Origin of the sequence: Pseudonocardia sp. Ae717_Ps2, from assembly GCF_001932475.1 — a bacterium.
In the GTDB taxonomy this organism is placed as follows: Bacteria; Actinomycetota; Actinomycetes; order Mycobacteriales; family Pseudonocardiaceae; genus Pseudonocardia.
This window is the reverse complement of sequence record NZ_MCIS01000001.1, coordinates 3372671-3391071: the sequence shown is the minus strand read 5'-3', so window position 1 is coordinate 3391071 and position 18401 is coordinate 3372671. Positions and strand designations below refer to the sequence as shown.

Below are 18401 nucleotides of genomic sequence, written 5' to 3'. Positions count from 1 at the left end.
ACCGCACGGTAGCGGCGACCCCCGACAGGGACGGCCGGACCCCTCTACCAGGACGACACGCGGTAGTTCTTCAGGAACACTCCGTGCAGGTCCTCGCCGGACTCCCCGGCGACGATCGGGTGGTAGACCCGGGCGGCGCCGTCGGCGAGGTCGAGCGGGGCGTGGAACCCCTCCTCGGCCAGGCGCAGCTTCATCGGGTGCGGCCGCTCGTCGGTGATCCAGCCGGTGTCCACCGCGGTCATCAGGATCCGGTCGGTCGCGAACATCTCCCCGGCACTGGTGCGGGTCAGCATGTTCAGCGCGGCCTTGGCCATGTTGGTGTGCGGGTGCCCGGGGCCCTTGTAGCCGCGGCCGAACACGCCCTCCATCGCCGAGACGTTCACGACGTACTTGTTGCGTGCGCTCGACGCCGCCATCGCCGGGCGCAGTCGCGAGACCAGCACGAACGGCGCCGTCTGGTTGCACAGCTGCACCTCGAGCAGCTCGAGCGGGTCCACGTGCTGGACGTGGTCGACCCAGCTGTTGACCGCCGCGGTGTCGGGGAGCAGCCCGCCCGCGTCGACCGCGGTGCCGTCGGCGATCCGCTCCGGCGACGCCGAACGGGCCGTCGTCGCCAGCGCGGCCAGGTCGCGCCCGCCCGGGACCGCCCCGGCGAGCAGGACCGGGTGCTCGCGCGAGGCGCTGGTGAACGACACGATCTCCGGCAGCTCGCCCGCGGGCAGCTCCTCCTGCTCGGCCGCCTCCAGCGCGGAGTACGAGCCGGGGGAGCGGCGCACCGTCTGTGCGGCGTTGTTCACCAGGATGTCGAGCGGGCCGGCGGCAGCGACCTCGTCGGCGACCGCGACGACCTGGGCCGGGTCGCGCAGGTCCACCCCGATCACCCGCAGCCGGTGCAGCCACTGCCCGGAGTCGGGCAGCGCGGCGAAGCGGCGGGCGGCGTCACGCGGGAAGCGGGTGGTGATCGTGAGGTGCGCGCCGTCGCGCAGCAGCCGCAGCGCGATGTACATCCCGATCTTGGCGCGGCCGCCGGTGAGCAGTGCGCGGCGCCCGGTCAGGTCGGTGCGGGCCTCGCGGTGGGCGCGGTGCGCGGCGGCGCAGTCCTGGCACAGCTGGTGGTAGAAGGCGTCGACGACGGTGTAGCGCGTCTTGCACACGTAGCAGCCGCGGGCGCGGTGCAGCGTCCCCGCGGTCGCGCCGGGGGTGGTCGACACCAGCGGGATCCCGGCGGTCTCGTCGTCGATGCGCCCGGCCGCGCCGGTCGCGGTGGCGGCGGTGACGGCCTCGTCGGAGGACTTCTCGGCCTGGCGCTTCTCCGCGCGACGCCGCAGCCGCACCGACTTCCAGATCCCGGCGGTCGCCCGCCGGACGACCACGGCGTCGGGGTGTTCGGGTGGCAGCTCGTCGACCTGGGCCAGTACCTTCAGCGCGGTCGCGAGCTCGTCCGGGTCGATGCCGGGGCTGGACACCGGGACACTCCTGGGATCGTGGTCGGGGGACGGGCGTCGATCCTAGTTCCCCCGATTCCGGCTCAGGACGCCAGCGGCTGCCCGAGCCCGACCTCCTGCGCCATCTCGGTGAGCACGGCGATGTTCAGCTCGAAGGCGTGCACCGCCTCGGCGAGCAGCCGCTCGCGCTGCGCCGGGGTCCAGGGGGCCTCGTCGAGCAGGGCGCGGTAGCGGGCCCGGAACGTCGAGGGATTGCCGAGGGCCGTGAAGTCGTAGAACAGCCGCCCCGGCCCGTCGATGCCGTAGGTGCGCTGCAGGATCTTCCCGACGACCTGGCCGCCGGCCAGGTTGGAGTGTTCCCGATTTCTTTGACGCCGGTTTAGGCTGCCAAGTCGGTTATTTTCCTGAATCCTAGCTCGTATTCGGTGGGTGTCAAGTATCCGAGGGTGGAGTGCCGTCTGCGACGGTTGTAGTAGCTCTCGATCCACGCGAATGTCTGCTGTCGGACCTCGGTGACGTCGTTCCATGGCCGGGTGTGGATGAGTTCTTTCTTGTAGCTGGCGAAGAACGACTCGGCGACGGCGTTGTCGAAGCAGGTGGCGCGTCGGCCCATCGATCGGGCCACATTGTTGGCGGCGCAGAAGTCGGTGAACTCCCGGCTCGTGTATTGCGTCCCGCGGTCGCTGTGCATGATCACTCCGGCTGGTGGGCGGCGGGTGAGCAGGGCGGCGGCGAGGGCCTCGATGATCAGGTTGGTGCGCAGGTGGTCGGCCACGGCGTAGCCGACGACCTTGCGGGAGTGCAGGTCGATCACGGTGGCGAGGTAGGCCCAGCCGTCGACCGTCTGGATGTAGGTGATGTCGCCGCACCAGCGGGTGTCGGGAGCCTCGGCGGTGAAGTCACGCCCGATCAGGTCCGGGGCGTCGATCGGGCGTAGACCTGCGACGGTCGTCTTGCGCCAGGTGTGAGGGTGGCGGCCTTGCAGGCCGGCGGCGCGCATGAGCCGCCAGACCCGCTTGCGGGCGGTCCGGTGGCCGCGAGCGACCAGCTCGGCCCACACCCGGCGCACGCCGGGGTCACCGCGCAGGTCGTGGTGGATCTCTCGGATCGTGTCGGTGAGCTCGGCGTCGGTGCGTTCCCGCTGGCTGGGTCCGGTCTTGAGCCACCGGTAGTAGCCCTGTCGGGCCACGCCGAGCTGGGCGCACATGAACGTGACCGGATACTCGCCCTCGGTTGCCCAGTCCGCGATCGCCGCGTATTTCACGGCTGTTCTTTCGCGAACCAGGTCGCTACTTTTTTTGCGAAGTCCCGCTCCATTCGCAGGGTCGTGTTCTCCTTGCGGAGCCGTTCCAGCTCGGCCCGCTCCGGTTCGGACAGGTCCGTGTCCGGGACCTGCCCGGATTCGCGTGCTTTCTTCACCCACTTGCCTAACGTCATCTCGTGGACGCCGATACTCTTCGCTACCTCGGCGATTGTTCGGCCGGAATCGAGGACAAGACTGACGGCCTGGTCCTTATACTCCTGGGTGAAATGGCGGCGTGTCGCCACGCGATCCCCTCCGCTGCGATCAGCGGCAGTCTACGACCGGTGTCTACAAGATCGGGAACGGTCCAGGTCGCCCAGGTAGCGGGTGTAGTGGTGCGCCACGAACAGCGCCGGGTCCGCCGCGGTCTCGCGCAGCCGCGCCACGTAGGCCGCCGTCGAGGGCAGGACTCGCGGGACCCCGCCGCCCAGTGCGTCGAGATCGGCGTGCAGCGCGGGCACCCGGCGGAGCTCATCGATGACGAACGGGGCCGCGACCGGGTCGGCGGCCAGGACGTCCCCGGCCGCCTCCAGCGCGGTGTAGATCGCGATGTACTGCTCGGCGAGCAGCGTGTACGCGTCCAGGGGGAGGGCGCCGTCGAACAGTGCCCCGAAGTAGCTGCACTGGTGCGCCCGCTCGTGCACCGCCCAGGTGGCCTGGCTGAGATCGGCGGACAGCGTGCCCGCGATGGGGGTCGTGGCGGCCATCGGCCCTCCCGTGACGTGACGTCTGGTGCGACGGCACGGCGCCGGATCTGACACCGTGTCAGATCACGATGCTAGGGCGCGAACGCGAGTAAGGCTAGCCTCAGTCGCGCGCAACCGTCGAGACCGCTCGCAGCACGGCCGCGACGGCGGTCTCCACCGTGGCGTCGAGATCGGCCGGGTCGACGTCGACGATCCGCCTGCTCGACAGCGCCCCGGCGACGACGACGGCGAGCACCCGGGGGTCGTCGTCGACCATGCAGCCCGCGGCCGCGCCCTCGCGCAGCACCGCCACCAGGCGGTCCCCGATGGGGTCGGCGTGCGCGGCGATCCGGCGGTAGGCGGCCGGGTCGAGCGCGCCGGCCAGTGCCTGGCCGGGCGGGAGGTGGAACTCGGCGAGGCGGCGCAGCTGGAGCCGGGCGAAGGTGGCGAGGCGTTCACGCGGGCCCGGCGCATCGGCCAGCGCGGCGTCGAGGTCGGCGACGTAGCGCTGCGCCTCGTGCTCGACGAAGGCGACGAGCAGGGCCTGGCGGTCGGGGAAGTGGTTGTAGAGCGCCGAACGCCCCACACCGGCGGCCGAGGCGACCCCGGACAGGGTCACCGTGTCGAAGCCGCGCTCGTAGAGCTGCACACGCAGCGCGTCGAACACGCGCTCACGGACCTGCTCGCGGTGCGTGGCGAGCGAGCCCAGGACCTTCGGCACGCGGGCCAGTGTAGGCCCGCGTGCCGGTCGGCCCGGAACCTCAGAGCTGCGCGAGCACCGACTCGACGCCGGAGACGTCCACCGAGGACGGGACGTCCTCGACACCGATCCAGCGCACGACGCCGTCGGTGACGATCGCGGCGTAGCGCTTCGAGCGGGTGCCGAGCCCGAACGACGAGCCGTCCATGTCCAGGCCGGCGGTCTTCGCGAAGTCGCCGTTGCCGTCGGCGAGCATGAGCACCGCGTCGCCGGCGCCGCGGGACTCGGCCCAGGCCTCCAGGACGAACGCGTCGTTGACCGAGGTGCAGGCCACGGTGTCGACGCCCTTGGCCTTGAGCTCGTCGCGGCGCAGGACGAAGCCGGGCAGGTGGGTGTCGGAGCAGGCCGGGGTGAACGCGCCGGGCACACCGAACAGCACGACGGTGCCGGTGCCGAGCACCGAGGCACTCTGCACGGGCTTCGGCCCCTCGGCGGACGGGGTCATCAGGGTGACGTCGGGGATCTGGTCACCGGCGGCGAGAGCCACGGGGTTCCTCCTGGTGCGACGGGGTGGAGTGGTCGGGACCGACCCTAGTCCGCCACCGCCGCGCCCCGCCCGGCCCGGCGCCGTCGTCACACCCCGCCCGTCGTCGGGCACCCGCGCGCGCCGCACGGGTGCCGGGGCCGCCGCACGGGCCCGAACCCGTGCGGCGGCGGGACGACCTGGGCGGCGCCGGCCGGGAGGGGGCGGTCAGTGGCAGCTCGTCGGCGCCGGCGGGACGTCGAGGGTGGGGTTGCGGTCGAAGAACCCGGCCGGCTTGAGCACGAAGCCGGTGTGGTCGACCGGCATGACCGGCCAGTCCTCCGGGCGCGGGAAGTGGGTCAGCCCGAAGGTGTGCCACAGCACGACGTCCTGGCCGTCGAGGTCGCGGTCCGCTGCCACCCAGGACGGCAGCCCGTCCCCACCCGGGTTCTGGTTGACGAAGTCACCGGCCGGGTAGCGCTGCGCCGGGTGGTAGCGGGTCACCCACAGCGCCTTCGAGGCGAACGTCGCCCGCGCGTGGATCGACGACGCCGGGTCCGCCAGCAGCGTGGGCTGCCCGTGCGGGTGCAGGACGTAGCCGACCGGGCGTCCCAGCGTGTTGGTCTTCTCGGTGTTGACGACGTGCCAGACCCGCCCCGACCCCGGGTCGGCGTCCCGCTGGGCGTGGGACTCGCGGGTCAGCCGGGTCGCCGACCGGGCGAACGCGTTGCCGTGGGGGTTGCCCTCGCCCATCGGCACACGGACCGCCTCGACCTCCTCGACGGCGTTCGCCGTGCCGTCGACGGTCATGTCCAGCCGCGCCGAGAACAGGTGCTGGTGGAACGGCGCACCCAGGCCCGGGGCGACCTCGGTGGCGTACTCGCCCGGCGTGCCCGAGGTGAACACGATGCCGGTCGCCTTGCACTCCAGCTCGACGGTGCCGTCGAGGTAGAGGTACCAGTAGAAGCCGTAGTCGTAGTTGCCGATCGGGGTGAAGAAGGAGATCACCAGGCGGCGCTGGCGGCGCACCTCGCGGGCGCCGGTGAAGATGTCGGTGTGCTTCCAGAGGACGCCGTGGTCCTCCTCGTGCAGGCAGATGGCGTTGGTGATCGTGCGCGGGTTGCCGAGGTCGTCGGCGACCACCGCGTCGAGGTAGTGGATGTCGCCGAGGCAGTCGCAGCCCAGCTGCAGGGAGTCGGCGTAGCGGGCGAACATGTACTCGCCGCAGTCGAAGTAGTTCTGCCAGAACCGCACCGGCGCCGGGTCGGCGTAGGGCACGACCATCTCCGCGACCGAGGCGCGGTAGCAGATCGGGCGGTCGTCGAAGGCGATCTGGTGCAGGGTCAGGCCCTCGCGCTCGTTGAACCCGACGCGCAGTTCCCACTTGCCCCAGCGGACGCGACCGTCCTGCACGGTGAACGAGCGGCCCTCGGGCTGGGTGATCTCGATCGGCCGCAGCGAGGTCATGTGCTCGCCCTGCACGGCAGGGTCGTCGAAGTTCCCGCTGGTCGCGGGCACCGGCACGACGCCGGTGTCGATCACCCGGTCGACCGTGCGGGCGGTCAGGTCGACGTAGGCGACGAGCCCGTCGACGGGGTGGGCCCAGGCGTGGTCGGCCTCGTGGTCCTGACGGAACCCGAAGGCGCGGGCGAGCCGGCGGCCCTCCTCCCCGGGGATGCCGTAGACGCCGGCCGAGAGCGGCACCGCGCGCACCGAGGCGGGCTCCAGCCCGCGCTTCTCCAGCGCGGCGAGCCAGTCCGGCGAGGCGTTCAGGACGTCCTCGATGAACTCGAACTCCGAGTCGATGATCGGCGGCTGCCCCTCCCGCTCGGGCTCCAGCTCCCGGCAGGAGACCAGCTCGCGCCGGGTGGCCGAGACGACCGTGTCGTGGGAGCGGCCGGTGCCCAGGTCCAGCAGCACCGCGCGGAAGCTGCGGTCGACGGCGGCGCCGTCGGAGTGGGCGAGGACCTCGGACTTGGGCGGCTCCTCGGGGGCGAAGAACGCGAAGCGGACGTGCTCGGTGAGCAGCCCGGCCGCGACGAGGACCTCGCGGACGGCGGTGACCTCGGCCTCCGTGGTCGGGGCCAGCGGGTGGCTCGCGCTGGTGCGCGGCTCCTGGACGGCGGTCATCGGGTCTCCTCCTGCAGGTCGGTTCCGGGGTCGTCTCCGGTGACGGTTCCGGGCGCGGCGGAGGAGGGCAAGGGCTCGGGGCGGGCCCCGGCGAAGCGGGTCAGGACCGTTCGCCGGCGGGTCCCGTCCGCCCGGCGGTCACCGGACGCAGGAGATCCTTCCGGCGGCCGACGAGCGTCACCGCGCACAGCACCAGCACGACCAGTGCGGGGACCACGGACCCACCCGCGACGAACAGGTGCACCGACACCGCGCCGAGCATCAGCAGGGTGAGCGCGGCGGCGGCGAGTGCCGTCGTCGCCGGGACGAGCAGCCCGACCGCGCCGACGATCTCCGCCACCGCGACCGGGTAGCGGAGCCAGGCCAGGGGACCTAGCGCGTCGAAGACCGCCACGATCGCCGGGTCGCCGGTGAGCTTCCCGAACGCCGAGCCCACGAACACCAGCGCGAGCACCACCTGCAGCACCCACAGCGCGACGGCGGCTGGCCGGCTCACCGGGCCACGCCGTCCAGCTCGCGGGCGAGCTCGGCCTGGACCGCGGCCGCCTGCGCGGCGATGAAGAAGTGCCCGCCGGGGAACACCCGGGAGCGGAAGCCCCCGGTGGCCACCTCCGACCACGCCGCGGCCTCCTCGACGGTGGTGCGCGGGTCGGCGTCCCCGGTGAGCGACACCAGCGGGCAGGACAGCGTCCGGCCGGGGGTCCAGTGGTAGCCCTCGATCGCCGTGTAGTCGCCCCGGATCGCGGGCAGCGACATCCGGAGGACCTCGTCGTCGGCGAGCACCGCGGAGTCGGTGCCGTCGAGCAGCGTGATCTCGGCGAGGACGCCGTCGTCGTCGAGCTCGTGCACGGCCTCGTCACGGCTCGTGGTCGGTCCACGGCGGCCGGAGACCACCACCGCGCCGGGGCCCGCACCGTCGCGTTCGAGCCGCCAGGCGGTCTCGAAGGCCAGCGTCGCCCCCATGCTGTGCCCGAAGAACACCGTGGGCAGCGACGAGAGCCGCGACAGCTCGGCGGCGATCAGGTCCGCGAGCTCGTCGATGTCGGTGACACACGGCTCGTGCCGGCGGTCCTGCCGCCCCGGGTACTGCAGCGCGACCACGTCGTCGTCGGGAAACCGGGCGGAGACCGGGTGGAAGTAGCTGGCCGACCCGCCCGCGTGCGGGAAGCACACGAGCCGCCGGGTCGCGGACCGGGTGGGGTGGTAGCGGCGGATCCAGGGCGTCGTGCCGTCGTCCGGGATCGGGTCGCCGGCCGGTCGGCTCTCGGTGCTCGTGGTCATCTCGTCCCTTCGCGGGTGCGGGTACCGCCTCACGGGGTCCGGATCTGCGCGCCGTCCCCCTGCCCGGAGTCAACCCCGGCAGCAGCGGGCAAAACCCCAGATGCGTCATCGGCGGTCGTCCCGGCGGCGTGCAGCCGGGCGTAGGCCCCGCCCCGGGCGAGGAGCTCGGCGTGCGAGCCGCGCTCGAGGATCCGTCCGGCGTCCATGACGACGATCAGGTCCGCGGCGCGCACGGTGGACAACCGGTGCGCGATGACGAACCCGGTACGGCCGCGCCGCACCGCCGCCATCGCCTCCTGCACCAGCACCTCGGTGCGGGTGTCGATGGAGCTGGTCGCCTCGTCGAGCAGCAGTACCGCCGGGTCGCTCAGGTACGCCCGGGCCAGCGTGATCAGCTGGCGCTCACCGGCGCTGACCCCGGGCCGGTCGACGTCGACGACGGTGTCGTAGCCGTCGGGGAGCCGGCGCACCATCTCGTCGACGCAGGTGGCCCGCGCCGCCGCCACGACCTCCTCGCGGCTCGCGTCCGGACGGCCGTAGGCGATGTTCTCGGCGATCGTGCCGCCGAACAGCCACGGCTCCTGCGGCACGACGCCGATCATGCGCCGCAGCTCGTCACGGGCCATCGTCGCGACGTCGACGCCGTCGAGCAGCACCCGCCCGGCGTGCGGTTCGTGGAAGCGCAGCAGCAGGTTGCCCAGCGTCGTCTTCCCGGCACCGGTCGCACCGACGACCGCCACCGTGCAGCCGGGCTCCACCCGCAGGGACAGGTCCTCGATCAGCGGCGTGTCGGGGCGGTAGCGGAAGCCCACCCGGTCGAACTCGACCAGCCCCCGCACCGTCGCCGGCCGGGCCGGGTCGACCGGGTCGGCGGACTGCTCGGGGGCGTCGAGCAGCGCGAACACCCGCTCGGCCGAGGCCAGTCCGGACTGGATCTGCGCGGAGAACCCGGCCAGGCTCACCACCGGCCTGCTGAAGATCATCACGAGCTGGGTGAACGCCTGGACGCCGCCGATCGTCATCGCACCCGCGGTGACCTGCAGGGCGCCCACGACGACGACCAGGACGTAGGCCAGGTCGGTCACGAAGCGGGTGCTCGGCTCGATCGTGCCGGTCACGGCCTGGGCGCGTCGCTCCGCCTCCCGCAGTGCCCGGTTGTGGCGGTCGAACTCCTCGGCGACGGCCTGCTGGCGGCGCATCGAGCTGACCAGGGCGTGCCCGCCGTAGGCCTGCTCCACGTGCGTGGTGACCGCGCCGGTCGCCTGCCACAGCTCGGCGAACCGGGGCTGCGCGCGGCGCGCCGCCCGTGCGGCCAGCACCGCGGCGACCGGCACCGCGACCACGACCACCGCGGCCAGCGTCGGGGACAGCACCGCCATCACCACGACCACCCCGACGACGTTCGCCACCGTCACGAAGAGCTGGCCGACGGCCAGCTGCAGCGACTGCTGCAGGTTGTCGACGTCGTTGGTGACCCGGCTGAGCAGGTCACCGCGCGGGGTGCGGTCGAGCTCGGCCAGCGGCATCCGGCTGATCTTGCGGGCGAGACGTTCGCGCAGGTCCAACAGGATCCGCTGGACGACCCGCGCGACGACCCGGCCCTGCCGGCGGGCCAGCAGCGCCGAGCCCACGAACAGCACCGCGGCGACGGTCAGGACCGCGGCGAGGGCGGCCATGTCGACGCCCGCTCCGGGGGTGAAGTCGACGGTCCCGGCGACCTGGGCGAGAGTCTCGTCCCCCGACGCCCGCAGCCCTGCGACGACCTGCTCCTTGGTGGTGTCCGGACCCACCGAGCGACCGATCAGCCCGGCCGCGACGAGGTCGGTCGCCCGCCCCAGGAGCACGGGCCCCAGCAGGTTCGTCGCCGTCGCCACCAGCCCGAGCCCGACGATCAGTGCGGCCGCGGCGCGGTGCGCGGCGAACAGTCCCGCGACCCGCCTCGCCGTCGCGCGCGGCCCCCCGGACCGTGCCGTGCCGTCCGCGGTGCCGTTTGCGGTGTCCTCCGCTGTGTCCTGCGCGGTGATCTCCGTCGTGCCGTCGCTCATCGCAGGCCCCCGACGACCGGCTCGGCCACGGCCTGCTGGGACCGCACGATCTCGGCGAAGACGGGGTCCTCGCGCAGCAACGTGTCGTGGTCTCCGCAGGCCACCATCCGGCCCCCGTCGAGGACGACGATGCGGTCCGCCGTGGCCGCGGTGGCGACCCGCTGGGTGACCAGCAGCACCGTCGCGCCGCCGGTCCGTGCCGCCAGCCCGGCACGCACCTCGCGTTCGGTGGTGGTGTCGAGGGCGGAGAAGTAGTCGTCGAGCAGGTAGACGCGTGGCCTGCGCAGCAGCGTGCGGGCCAGCGCGAGCCGTTGTCGCTGTCCACCGGAGAGGTTGCGGCCGTCCGGCGAGACCGCGGACTCCAGCCCGTCCGGGAGGCCGCGCACCAGCTCGTCCGCGCGGACGGCGGCCAGCGCGTCCCACAGCTGCTCGTCGGTGGCGGCGGGGGCGCCGAACCGCAGGTTCGTGGCGACGGTGCCCGCGAACAGCTGCGCGGTCTGCGGCACCAGGCCGACCCGGCGGGCCAGCTCGTCGGGATCCATCTCCCGGACGTCGACGTCGTCCACCCGGACGCTGCCCGACGTCGGATCGAGCAGCCGTACGACCAGCGACAACAGCGTGCTCTTCCCGCTGCCGGTCCCGCCGAGCACCGCGACCGTCTCGCCGGGGGCGACGGTCAGGTCGACACCGTCGAGCATCGGACGTTCGGCACCCGGGGCGACGTGCCCGACCCCGCGCAGCTCGACCCGGCCGCCGTCGGCCGGCCCGACCGTCGGGAACGACGGGACGCGGGGCTGCTCGGGGACGGGGGCGTCGAGCACCTCGGTCAGCCGGGCGACCGAGGTGCGGGCCCGGGCCGCGCCGGTGATGACGACGATCGTCATGACCATCGACAGCACGATCAGCGCCAGGTAGCCCAGGACCGCCGTCAGCACACCCAGCGGCATGAGCCCGGCGTCGACCCGGCCCGCCCCCAGCCACACCAGGCCGACCGCGAACACGTTCATCACCAGGGTGACCAGCGCCGGGAAGGTCGCCATCTGGTAGCCCAGCCGCAGCCCCGGGTCGTGGAGCTCGCGGTTCGCCCCGGCGAACCGCGCGTGCTCGCGGCGGTCCTGCGCGAACGCCCGGACCACCCGCACCCCGGCGATCTGCTCACGCAGGATCCGGTTGACCCGGTCGGTCGCGGTCTGCAGCCGGTCGTAGAGCGGGAACATCTGCACCAGCAGCCGCCCGATGGTCACCGCCACCACCACGAAGAGTCCGACCAGCACCAGCCCGATCCACGGGTCCAGGGCCGTCGCCAGCGCCAGCCCGCCCAGGGACATCACCACGGCCGTCACCGCGACGTCGAACAGGGCCAGACACAGCTGCTGCACCTGCCGGACGTCGTTCACCGAGCGGGTGATCAGCGACGGGACACCGAACCGGCCGACCTGCTGGACCGACAGTGACAGCACCCGCGAGACCACGGCGGTGCGCAGGTCGTAGCCGAGCTGCGCGGCGACCCGGGCGGCGAGCCACTGGGCCGCGACCGACGCCACGACCTGCAGCACCGCCACCCCGGCCATCACGGCCGCGATGCGGCCGACGAACCCGACGTCGCCACGCACGATGCCGATGTCGATGACCGCGGCGGCCAGGGTGGGCAGCGTCAGCACGGCGGCGGTCTGCACCAGCTGCAGCAGCACGATCCCGGCGACGGTGAGCCGGTACGGCCGCAGGCCGGTGCGCAGGAACAGGACGAGATCTCGGACCACGGGTGTCCCTCTCCGGCACGGCGGGCCCGGCGAGCGAGTCGCGGGGAACGGACGCGTGCACCCGACCACGGCGGCGGCCCGGAAATCCCCAGAGCACGGTGCGGCGCACCGGTCATGTCTCGACGAATCACTAGTCGGCGCGAACCTACCGTCGCCGCCGGAGTGGGGGACACCCACCACACGTCGGAGGGAGACGACCCCATGCCGAGGCGCGCGTTGATCACCGGGATCACCGGGCAGGACGGTTCCTACCTCGCCGAGTACCTGTTGTCGCTGGGCTACGACGTGTGGGGTCTGGTCCGCGGGCAGTCGAACCCGCGCCAGTCCCGCATCAGCCGTCTCGCCGCCGACCTGTCCTTCGAGTACGGCGACCTGCTGGACCAGGCCAGCCTGGTGTCGGTGGTCGACCGGGTGCAGCCCGACGAGGTCTACAACCTCGGCGCGATCTCGTTCGTGCCGATGTCCTGGCAGCAGGCGGAGCTGGTCACCGAGGTGAACGGCATGGGCGTGCTGCGGATGCTCGAGGCCATCCGGATGGTGGGCGGCCTGTCCGGCTCGCGGGGCTCGGACGGCGGCGGGATCCGGTTCTACCAGGCCTCGTCGTCGGAGATGTTCGGCAAGGCCGCCGAGACCCCGCAGTCGGAGTCGACGGTGTTCCACCCGCGCAGCCCGTACGGCGTCGCGAAGGTGTACGGCCACTGCATCACCCGCAACTACCGCGAGTCCTTCGGCATGTACGCGGTGTCCGGGATGCTGTTCAACCACGAGTCCCCGCGCCGCGGCACGGAGTTCGTGACGCGCAAGATCTCGCTCGCGACGGCCAGGATCGCCTCGGGCCGGCAGGAGAAGCTGCACCTGGGCAACCTCGACGCGGTCCGCGACTGGGGCTTCGCCGGGGACTACGTGCAGGCCATGCACGCGATGCTGCAGCAGGACGAGCCGGGCGACTGGGTGATCGTCACCGGGGTCATGCACTCGGTCCGGGACGCGGTGCGCATCGCCTTCGAGCACGTCGGGCTGGACTGGCGCGACCACGTCGTGGTCGACCCCGCGCTGGTGCGTCCGGCCGAGGTCGAGGTGCTGTGCGCGGACACCACCCGCGCGACGGCGGCGCTCGGCTGGACGCCCGTGACGTCGTTCCCCGAGCTGATGCGGATGATGGTCGACTCCGACCTGGCGCAGCTCCGGCGCGAGGACAGCTACGGCGACCTGGTACCCGCCATGTCCTGGTGATCCGCGCAGGCCCGCGGCCGCCGCCCCCGCCCCCCCCGAACGCGGCCGGCGAGCGCCCCGCAGTCCACAGACGACCACGGCACCGCCGCACAGGCGTGAGTCCGCCGTACCTCGAGATGGGTGTGCCCCCGCGATGGACAACGAACAGAAGCTCCGGGACTACCTGAAGCGGGCGAGCGCGGATCTGCGACGCACCCGCAAGCGGCTGCAGGACGTCGAGGCGGCCGCGCACGAGCCGATCGCGGTCGTCGGCATCGGCTGCCGCTACCCCGGCGGGGTGGACGGTCCCGAGGCGCTGTGGCGGATGCTGTCCGACGGCGGGCACGGGATCGGCCCGTTCCCCGACGACCGCGGCTGGGACCTGGCCGCCCTGGGGGCCGACCCGGACGCGAACGTGGGCGGCTTCCTCTACGACGCCCCCGACTTCGACGCCGACTTCTTCGGCATCTCCCCGCGCGAGGCCGTCGCCACGGACCCGCAGCAGCGGCTGCTGCTGGAGGTGACCTGGGAGGCGCTGGAGCGGGCCGGGATCGACCCCGGCACCCTGCGCGGGAGCGACACGGGTGTCTTCGCCGGCGCGATGGGCCAGCAGTACCCGATCGGTCCGGAGGAGGCCGAAGGCTTCCAGCTGACCGGGACGGCGAGCAGTGTGCTGTCCGGCCGGGTCTCCTACGTCCTCGGCCTGGTCGGGCCGACCGTCACGGTGGACACCGCCTGCTCGTCGTCGCTGGTCACGCTGCACCTCGCGGCGCAGGCACTGCGGGCGGGGGAGTGCTCGTTGGCCCTGGCGGGCGGGGTCACCGTGATGTCGGGGCCGGTCACCTTCGCCGAGATGGGGCGCCAGGGCGGGCTCGCCGCGGACGGTTTCTGCCGCGCCTTCGACGACGACGCGAACGGCACCGGCTGGTCCGAGGGCGTCGGGGTGCTGGTCCTGGAACGCCTCTCCGACGCCCAGCGGCACGGCCACGACGTGCTCGCGGTGCTGCGCGGCTCGGCGGTGAACTCCGACGGGGCCTCGAACGGGCTGACCGCGCCGAACGGACCGTCCCAGCAGCGGGTGCTGACGCAGGCGCTGGCGCAGTCGCGGCTGGGCGTCGACGACGTCGACGTCGTCGACGCCCACGGCACCGGCACCGCGCTCGGCGACCCGATCGAGGCCCAGGCGCTGCTCGCGACCTACGGCCGCGGCCGCGAACAGCCGCTGCTGCTCGGCTCGGTCAAGTCCAACCTCGGGCACACCCAGGCCGCCGCGGGCGTCGCCGGTGTCATCAAGATGGTGCTGGCCCTGCAGCACGGCGTCGTCCCCGCGACGCTGCACGTGCGGACGCCGTCGACGAAGGTGGACTGGTCGAGCGGCGCCGTCGAGCTGGTCCGCGAGCAGGTCGCCTGGCCGGACCGGGGACGACCGCGGCGGGCCGGGGTGTCGTCGTTCGGGCTCTCCGGCACCAACGCCCACGTGATCGTGGAGCAGGCACCGGACCCGGCCCCCGCCACCGACACCGACCCCGCGGGCGACGACGGTGGGACCCCCGCCCCGGAGACACCTGCCCCGGTCGTGGCCGACACCGCCGCCGCGGTGCCGGTGCTGCTGTCCGGGCGCGGCGCCGAGGCGCTGCGGGCCCAGGCGCAGCGGCTGCTCGACACGCTCGACGGGGACGCGCCCGCCCCGCTGCTCGACCTGGGTTTCTCCGCCGCCACCACCCGCGCCGCGCTCGACCACCGGGCCGCGGTCGTCGCCGAGGATCCCGACCGGCTGCGCGCCGGGCTGCGGGCGATCGCGACGGGCGAGCCGCACCCCGCGGTGCTGCTCGGCACCGCCGGGCCGCGCACCCGCACCGCGTTCGTGTTCACCGGCCAGGGCGCCCAGCGGATCGGCGCCGGGCGCCGCCTCGCCGCCCGCTTCCCGGTCTTCGCCGAGGCGCTCTCCGAGGTCGTCGCCGAGCTCGACCGGCACCTGGACCGCCCGCTGACCGAGGTGCTGTGGGGCGAGGACCCCGACGCGCTCGACGCCACCGGCTACGCCCAGCCCGCGCTGTTCGCGGTCGAGGTCGCGCTGTACCGGTTGGTCCGGTCCTGGGGGGTCGTCCCCGACGCCGTCGCCGGCCACTCGGTCGGCGAGATCGCCGCCGCGCACGTCGCCGGTGTCCTCGACCTGCCCGACGCCGCCGCGCTGGTCACGGCGCGCGGCAGGCTCATGGCGGGCATGCCCGCCGGCGGGGCGATGGTCGCCGTCGACGCGGGCGAGGAGGAGGTCACCGGCCTGCTCGGCGAGCAGGTGGCGCTGGCCGCGGTCAACGGCACCCGGTCGGTCGTGCTGTCCGGCGACGCCGACGCCGTCGCCGAGGCCGCCGCGCGGCTCGCCGGCGACGGCCACCGCACGACCCGGCTGCGCGTCTCGCACGCCTTCCACTCCCACCACGCCGACCCGGTGCTGGCCGAGTTCCGCGAGGTCGTCGCCGGGCTGACCGTCCGGGAGCCGCTCGTCCCCGTCGTGTCGTCGGTGACCGGCACCCAGGCCACCCTCGACGAGCTCGGCTCGCCGGAGCACTGGGTCCGCCAGGTCCGCGACACGGTGCGGTTCGCCGACACCGTCGGCTGGCTGATCGAGCACGGCACCGGCGTCGTCGTCGAGCTCGGCCCGGACGCCGCGCTCACCCCCATGGTCCGTGACCGCGCCGCCGACAGCGGTGCGGCCGTCACCGCGCTGCCGGTGCTCCGCGCCGGGCACGACGAGACCGTCACCGCCGCGGCGGCCGCCGCCGGGCTGCACCTGCGCGGCGTCGGCGTCGACTGGGCCGCCTGGTTCGCCGGCACCGGTGCGCGCCGCACCACGCTGCCGACCTACGCCTTCCGGCGCCGGCGCTACTGGCCGCGCCGTCCGTCCGGCGCGGGTGACCTGCGCGCCGCCGGGCAGGGCGCCAGCGGACACCCGCTGCTGTCCGCCGTCGTGTCGCTCGCCGGCGCCGGCGGGACCCTGCTCACCGGGCGGCTGTCGGTCGACAGCCACCCGTGGCTCGCCGACCACGTCGTGCACGGCACCGTCCTGCTGCCGGGCACCGCGTTCCTGGAGCTCGCCGTCCGGGCCGCCGACGAGGCGGGGTGCGACCGCGTCGAGGAGCTCACCCTCTCCACCCCGCTGGTGCTGCCCGAGCGTGGTGCCGTCCAGGTGCAGATGTGGGTCGGTGACGCCGACCCGGACGGGGTCCGCGAGGTGCGGATCCACTCGCGCCCGGCCGACGACGACGAGCACCCGTGGATCACCCACGCCACCGGTCTGCTCGCGACCGGTGCCTCCGGGCCCGGTGCGCGACCCGACCGGAGCGTGGCGGACGGGGACGTCGTCGACGGCGCCGAGCTCTACGAACGCCTGGCCGGGCACGGCTTCGGCTACGGCCCGGTCTTCCGCGGACTGCGCACGGCGACGCCGGTCGACCCCGCGGCGGGCGCCGGATCCGGCGTCGACGTCGCGGTGGAGCTGCCGGCCGGTACCGAGCACGACGGGTTCGGCATCCACCCTGCGCTGCTCGACGCCGTGCTGCACGCCACCGCGCTGCTCGGCGAGGCCGGACCCGGGGAGCACACCGGTGGTCTGCCGTTCTCCTGGCAGGGCGTCAGCCTGCACGCCTCCGGCGCCACCGCGGTCCGGGCCCGGCTCACGCCCGTCGCGGGCGGGGTCGCCATCGACGTCCGCGACCCCGACGGCGAGCCGGTCGCGACCGTCGAGTCCCTGGCGCTGCGCCCGCTCGCCGACGCCGCCGTGCCCGAGCCCGGTGCCCGCCCCCGCGCGCTGTACGGCATCGGCAGCACGGTCGTCACCCCGGCCGCGGGCACCCCGGTCCCCGAGACCGCGCTGCTCGGCCCGGCCACCGCTGTCGCGGAGCTCGGACTGGACCCGAGGACCCCGGTCGTCGCGACCGCCGCCGAGGCCGCCGGGGTGCCGGTCGTCGTCGCCCCGGTGGCCACCGGGGACGTCCACGACCCGGTCACCGGGGCGCACGCCGCCACCGCCGCGGTGCTGGCACTGCTGCAGGACTGGCTGGCCTGCGACGCGGTCACCGACACCCGGCTCGTCGTCGTCCCGGACGGCGACGGGCCCGCCGCCGACGCGGTGCGCGGCCTCGTCCGCTCGGCCCAGGCCGAGCACCCCGGCCGGTTCGCCCTGCTCGACCCCGGCCCCGCCGACGGGCGCGCCGACCTGGTGCCCGCCGCGCTCGCCGTCGACGAGCCGGAGATCGTCTGCCGCGACGGCGAGGTGCACGCCCGCAGGCTCGTCCGGCTGCCCGCCCCGGCCGAGGACCACACCCCCGGCTGGGGTCCGGCCGACACCGTCCTGGTCACCGGCGGCACGGGCGGGCTCGGCGCGCTCGTCGCCCGGCACCTGGTCACCGAGCACGGCGTCGGTGGCCTCGTGCTCGCCGGGCGCCGCGGCCCGGACGCCCCCGGCGCGGCGGAGCTCACCGCCGAGCTGACCGGCCTCGGCGCGGACGTGGCCGTCGTGGCCTGCGACGTGACCGACCGCGACGCCGTCGCCGCGCTGCTCGACGCGCACCCGGTCACCGCGGTCGTGCACGCCGCGGGTGTCCTCGACGACGGCGTCGTCGACGGACTGACCGCCGGGCGCGTCAGCGGGGTGCTCGCCCCGAAGGCCGACGCCGCCTGGCACCTGCACGAGCTCACCGCCGACCGGGAGCTCACCGCGTTCGTGCTGTTCTCCTCGGCCGCCGGTGTCCTCGGCACCCCCGGCCAGGCCAGCTACGCGGCGGCGAACGCCTTCCTCGACGGACTCGCCGCGCACCGGCGCGCCGCCGGGCTCGTCGCGACATCGCTGGCGTGGGGCGCCTGGGACGGCCCCGGCATGCTCGCCGGAGCCGAGCCCGAGCGGCTGCGCCGGGCCGGGATGCCGGCCGTCGCCGTCGAGGAGGGGCTGGCCCTGCTCGACGCCGCCGTCCCCGGGCCGGCCCCGCTGGTCCTGCCGCTCCCGCTCGACCTGTCGGTGCTGCGCGGGCTGCCCGAGGTCCCGCCGCTCCTGCGCGGCCTCGTCCGCGGTGCCCGCCGCTCCGCCGCGGGCACCGAACGTTCCCGCTCGCTGGCCCGCCGGCTCGCGGCCCTGTCCGGCGACGAGCGTGCCGCCGCGGTGCTGGAGCTGGTCCGCGGCCGGGTGGCCGCGGTGCTCGGGCACACCGGCGGCGACGAGATCGACCCCGACCGCCCGTTCTCCGAGCTCGGGTTCGACTCGCTGACCGCGGTCGACCTGCGCAACTCCCTGGGTGCCGCGACCGGACTGCGGCTGCCCGC

The 18401-nt window shown here is 74.3% G+C and carries 13 protein-coding genes and 1 pseudogene; 2 read left to right on the top strand and 12 right to left on the bottom strand.

The genetic code is table 11. The features are described 5' to 3' along the window. Window positions 1-44: 44 nt before the first annotated feature. The 12 genes from Ae717Ps2_RS15385 to Ae717Ps2_RS15330 all read right to left on the bottom strand — a co-directional run bounded on the left by Ae717Ps2_RS15385 (window position 45) and on the right by Ae717Ps2_RS15330 (window position 11873). Window positions 45-1466 carry an SDR family NAD(P)-dependent oxidoreductase gene (locus tag Ae717Ps2_RS15385; RefSeq protein WP_170917053.1) on the bottom strand — a complete coding sequence of 474 codons (1422 nt, stop codon included), beginning with the start codon at window positions 1464-1466 and terminating at the stop codon, window positions 45-47. A gap of 62 nt (window positions 1467-1528) precedes the next feature. Continuing rightward, the gene (locus Ae717Ps2_RS35230) at window positions 1529-1933 is read right to left on the bottom strand and encodes a biliverdin-producing heme oxygenase (protein WP_233147572.1); all 405 of its coding nucleotides are present in this window, start codon (window positions 1931-1933) and stop codon (window positions 1529-1531) included. Next, on the bottom strand, window positions 1825-2709 hold the full coding sequence (locus Ae717Ps2_RS39110; protein WP_075333032.1) for an IS3 family transposase: 885 nt from the start codon (window positions 2707-2709) through the stop codon (window positions 1825-1827). Before Ae717Ps2_RS39110 ends, Ae717Ps2_RS35230 begins: the two co-directional genes overlap by 109 nt. Next, a complete protein-coding gene (locus Ae717Ps2_RS38300; RefSeq protein WP_075333031.1) occupies window positions 2706-2993 on the bottom strand; it encodes a transposase in 288 nt (95 codons plus the stop codon). Before Ae717Ps2_RS38300 ends, Ae717Ps2_RS39110 begins: the two co-directional genes overlap by 4 nt. Window positions 2994-3023: 30 nt before the next feature. Next, window positions 3024-3455, bottom strand: coding sequence for a biliverdin-producing heme oxygenase (locus Ae717Ps2_RS15365; protein WP_083702385.1), 432 nt, complete (start codon window positions 3453-3455; stop codon window positions 3024-3026). 100 nt (window positions 3456-3555) lie between these two features. After that, entirely contained in the window at window positions 3556-4155 is a 600-nt protein-coding gene (locus Ae717Ps2_RS15360) for a TetR/AcrR family transcriptional regulator (RefSeq protein WP_075306879.1), read from the bottom strand. Between the two features lie 40 nt (window positions 4156-4195). Next, window positions 4196-4681, bottom strand: a complete 486-nt coding sequence (locus Ae717Ps2_RS15355; RefSeq protein WP_060712110.1) for a peroxiredoxin — start codon at window positions 4679-4681, stop codon at window positions 4196-4198. Between the two features lie 204 nt (window positions 4682-4885). Beyond that, a complete protein-coding gene (locus Ae717Ps2_RS15350; protein ID WP_075333538.1) occupies window positions 4886-6787 on the bottom strand; it encodes a primary-amine oxidase in 1902 nt (633 codons plus the stop codon). 100 nt (window positions 6788-6887) lie between these two features. Continuing rightward, window positions 6888-7283: a DoxX family protein gene (locus Ae717Ps2_RS15345; protein ID WP_075306875.1), complete on the bottom strand. Its 396-nt coding sequence runs from the start codon at window positions 7281-7283 to the stop codon at window positions 6888-6890. After that, a complete protein-coding gene (locus Ae717Ps2_RS15340) occupies window positions 7280-8068 on the bottom strand; it encodes a thioesterase II family protein (protein ID WP_083702384.1) in 789 nt (262 codons plus the stop codon). The genes Ae717Ps2_RS15345 and Ae717Ps2_RS15340 overlap by 4 nt, the downstream gene beginning before the upstream one ends. Before the next feature lie 29 nt (window positions 8069-8097). Beyond that, a complete protein-coding gene (locus tag Ae717Ps2_RS15335) occupies window positions 8098-10113 on the bottom strand; it encodes an ABC transporter ATP-binding protein (protein ID WP_075333537.1) in 2016 nt (671 codons plus the stop codon). Further along, entirely contained in the window at window positions 10110-11873 is a 1764-nt protein-coding gene (locus tag Ae717Ps2_RS15330) for an ABC transporter ATP-binding protein (RefSeq protein WP_075333536.1), read from the bottom strand. The genes Ae717Ps2_RS15335 and Ae717Ps2_RS15330 overlap by 4 nt, the downstream gene beginning before the upstream one ends. Window positions 11874-12074: 201 nt before the next feature. Here Ae717Ps2_RS15330 and Ae717Ps2_RS15325 point away from each other — a divergent pair, with 201 nt between their 5' ends. Together Ae717Ps2_RS15325 and Ae717Ps2_RS40365 are read left to right on the top strand one after the other, a co-directional pair. Beyond that, on the top strand, window positions 12075-13106 hold the full coding sequence (locus Ae717Ps2_RS15325) for a GDP-mannose 4,6-dehydratase (RefSeq protein WP_075333535.1): 1032 nt from the start codon (window positions 12075-12077) through the stop codon (window positions 13104-13106). Window positions 13107-13239: 133 nt separating this feature from the next. Next, a pseudogene (locus Ae717Ps2_RS40365) lies at window positions 13240-18390 on the top strand (type I polyketide synthase); the annotation flags it as partial. Window positions 18391-18401 lie beyond the last annotated feature (11 nt).

Coding starts and splice junctions, on each gene's coding strand:
- Ae717Ps2_RS15335 (WP_075333537.1), bottom strand. CDS start 10,113: ATGAGCGACGGCACGACGGAGATCACCGCGCAGGACACAGCGGAGGAC.
- Ae717Ps2_RS15365 (WP_083702385.1), bottom strand. CDS start 3,455: ATGGCCGCCACGACCCCCATCGCGGGCACGCTGTCCGCCGATCTCAGC.
- Ae717Ps2_RS15350 (WP_075333538.1), bottom strand. CDS start 6,787: ATGACCGCCGTCCAGGAGCCGCGCACCAGCGCGAGCCACCCGCTGGCC.
- Ae717Ps2_RS15325 (WP_075333535.1), top strand. CDS start 12,075: ATGCCGAGGCGCGCGTTGATCACCGGGATCACCGGGCAGGACGGTTCC.
- Ae717Ps2_RS15340 (WP_083702384.1), bottom strand. CDS start 8,068: ATGACCACGAGCACCGAGAGCCGACCGGCCGGCGACCCGATCCCGGAC.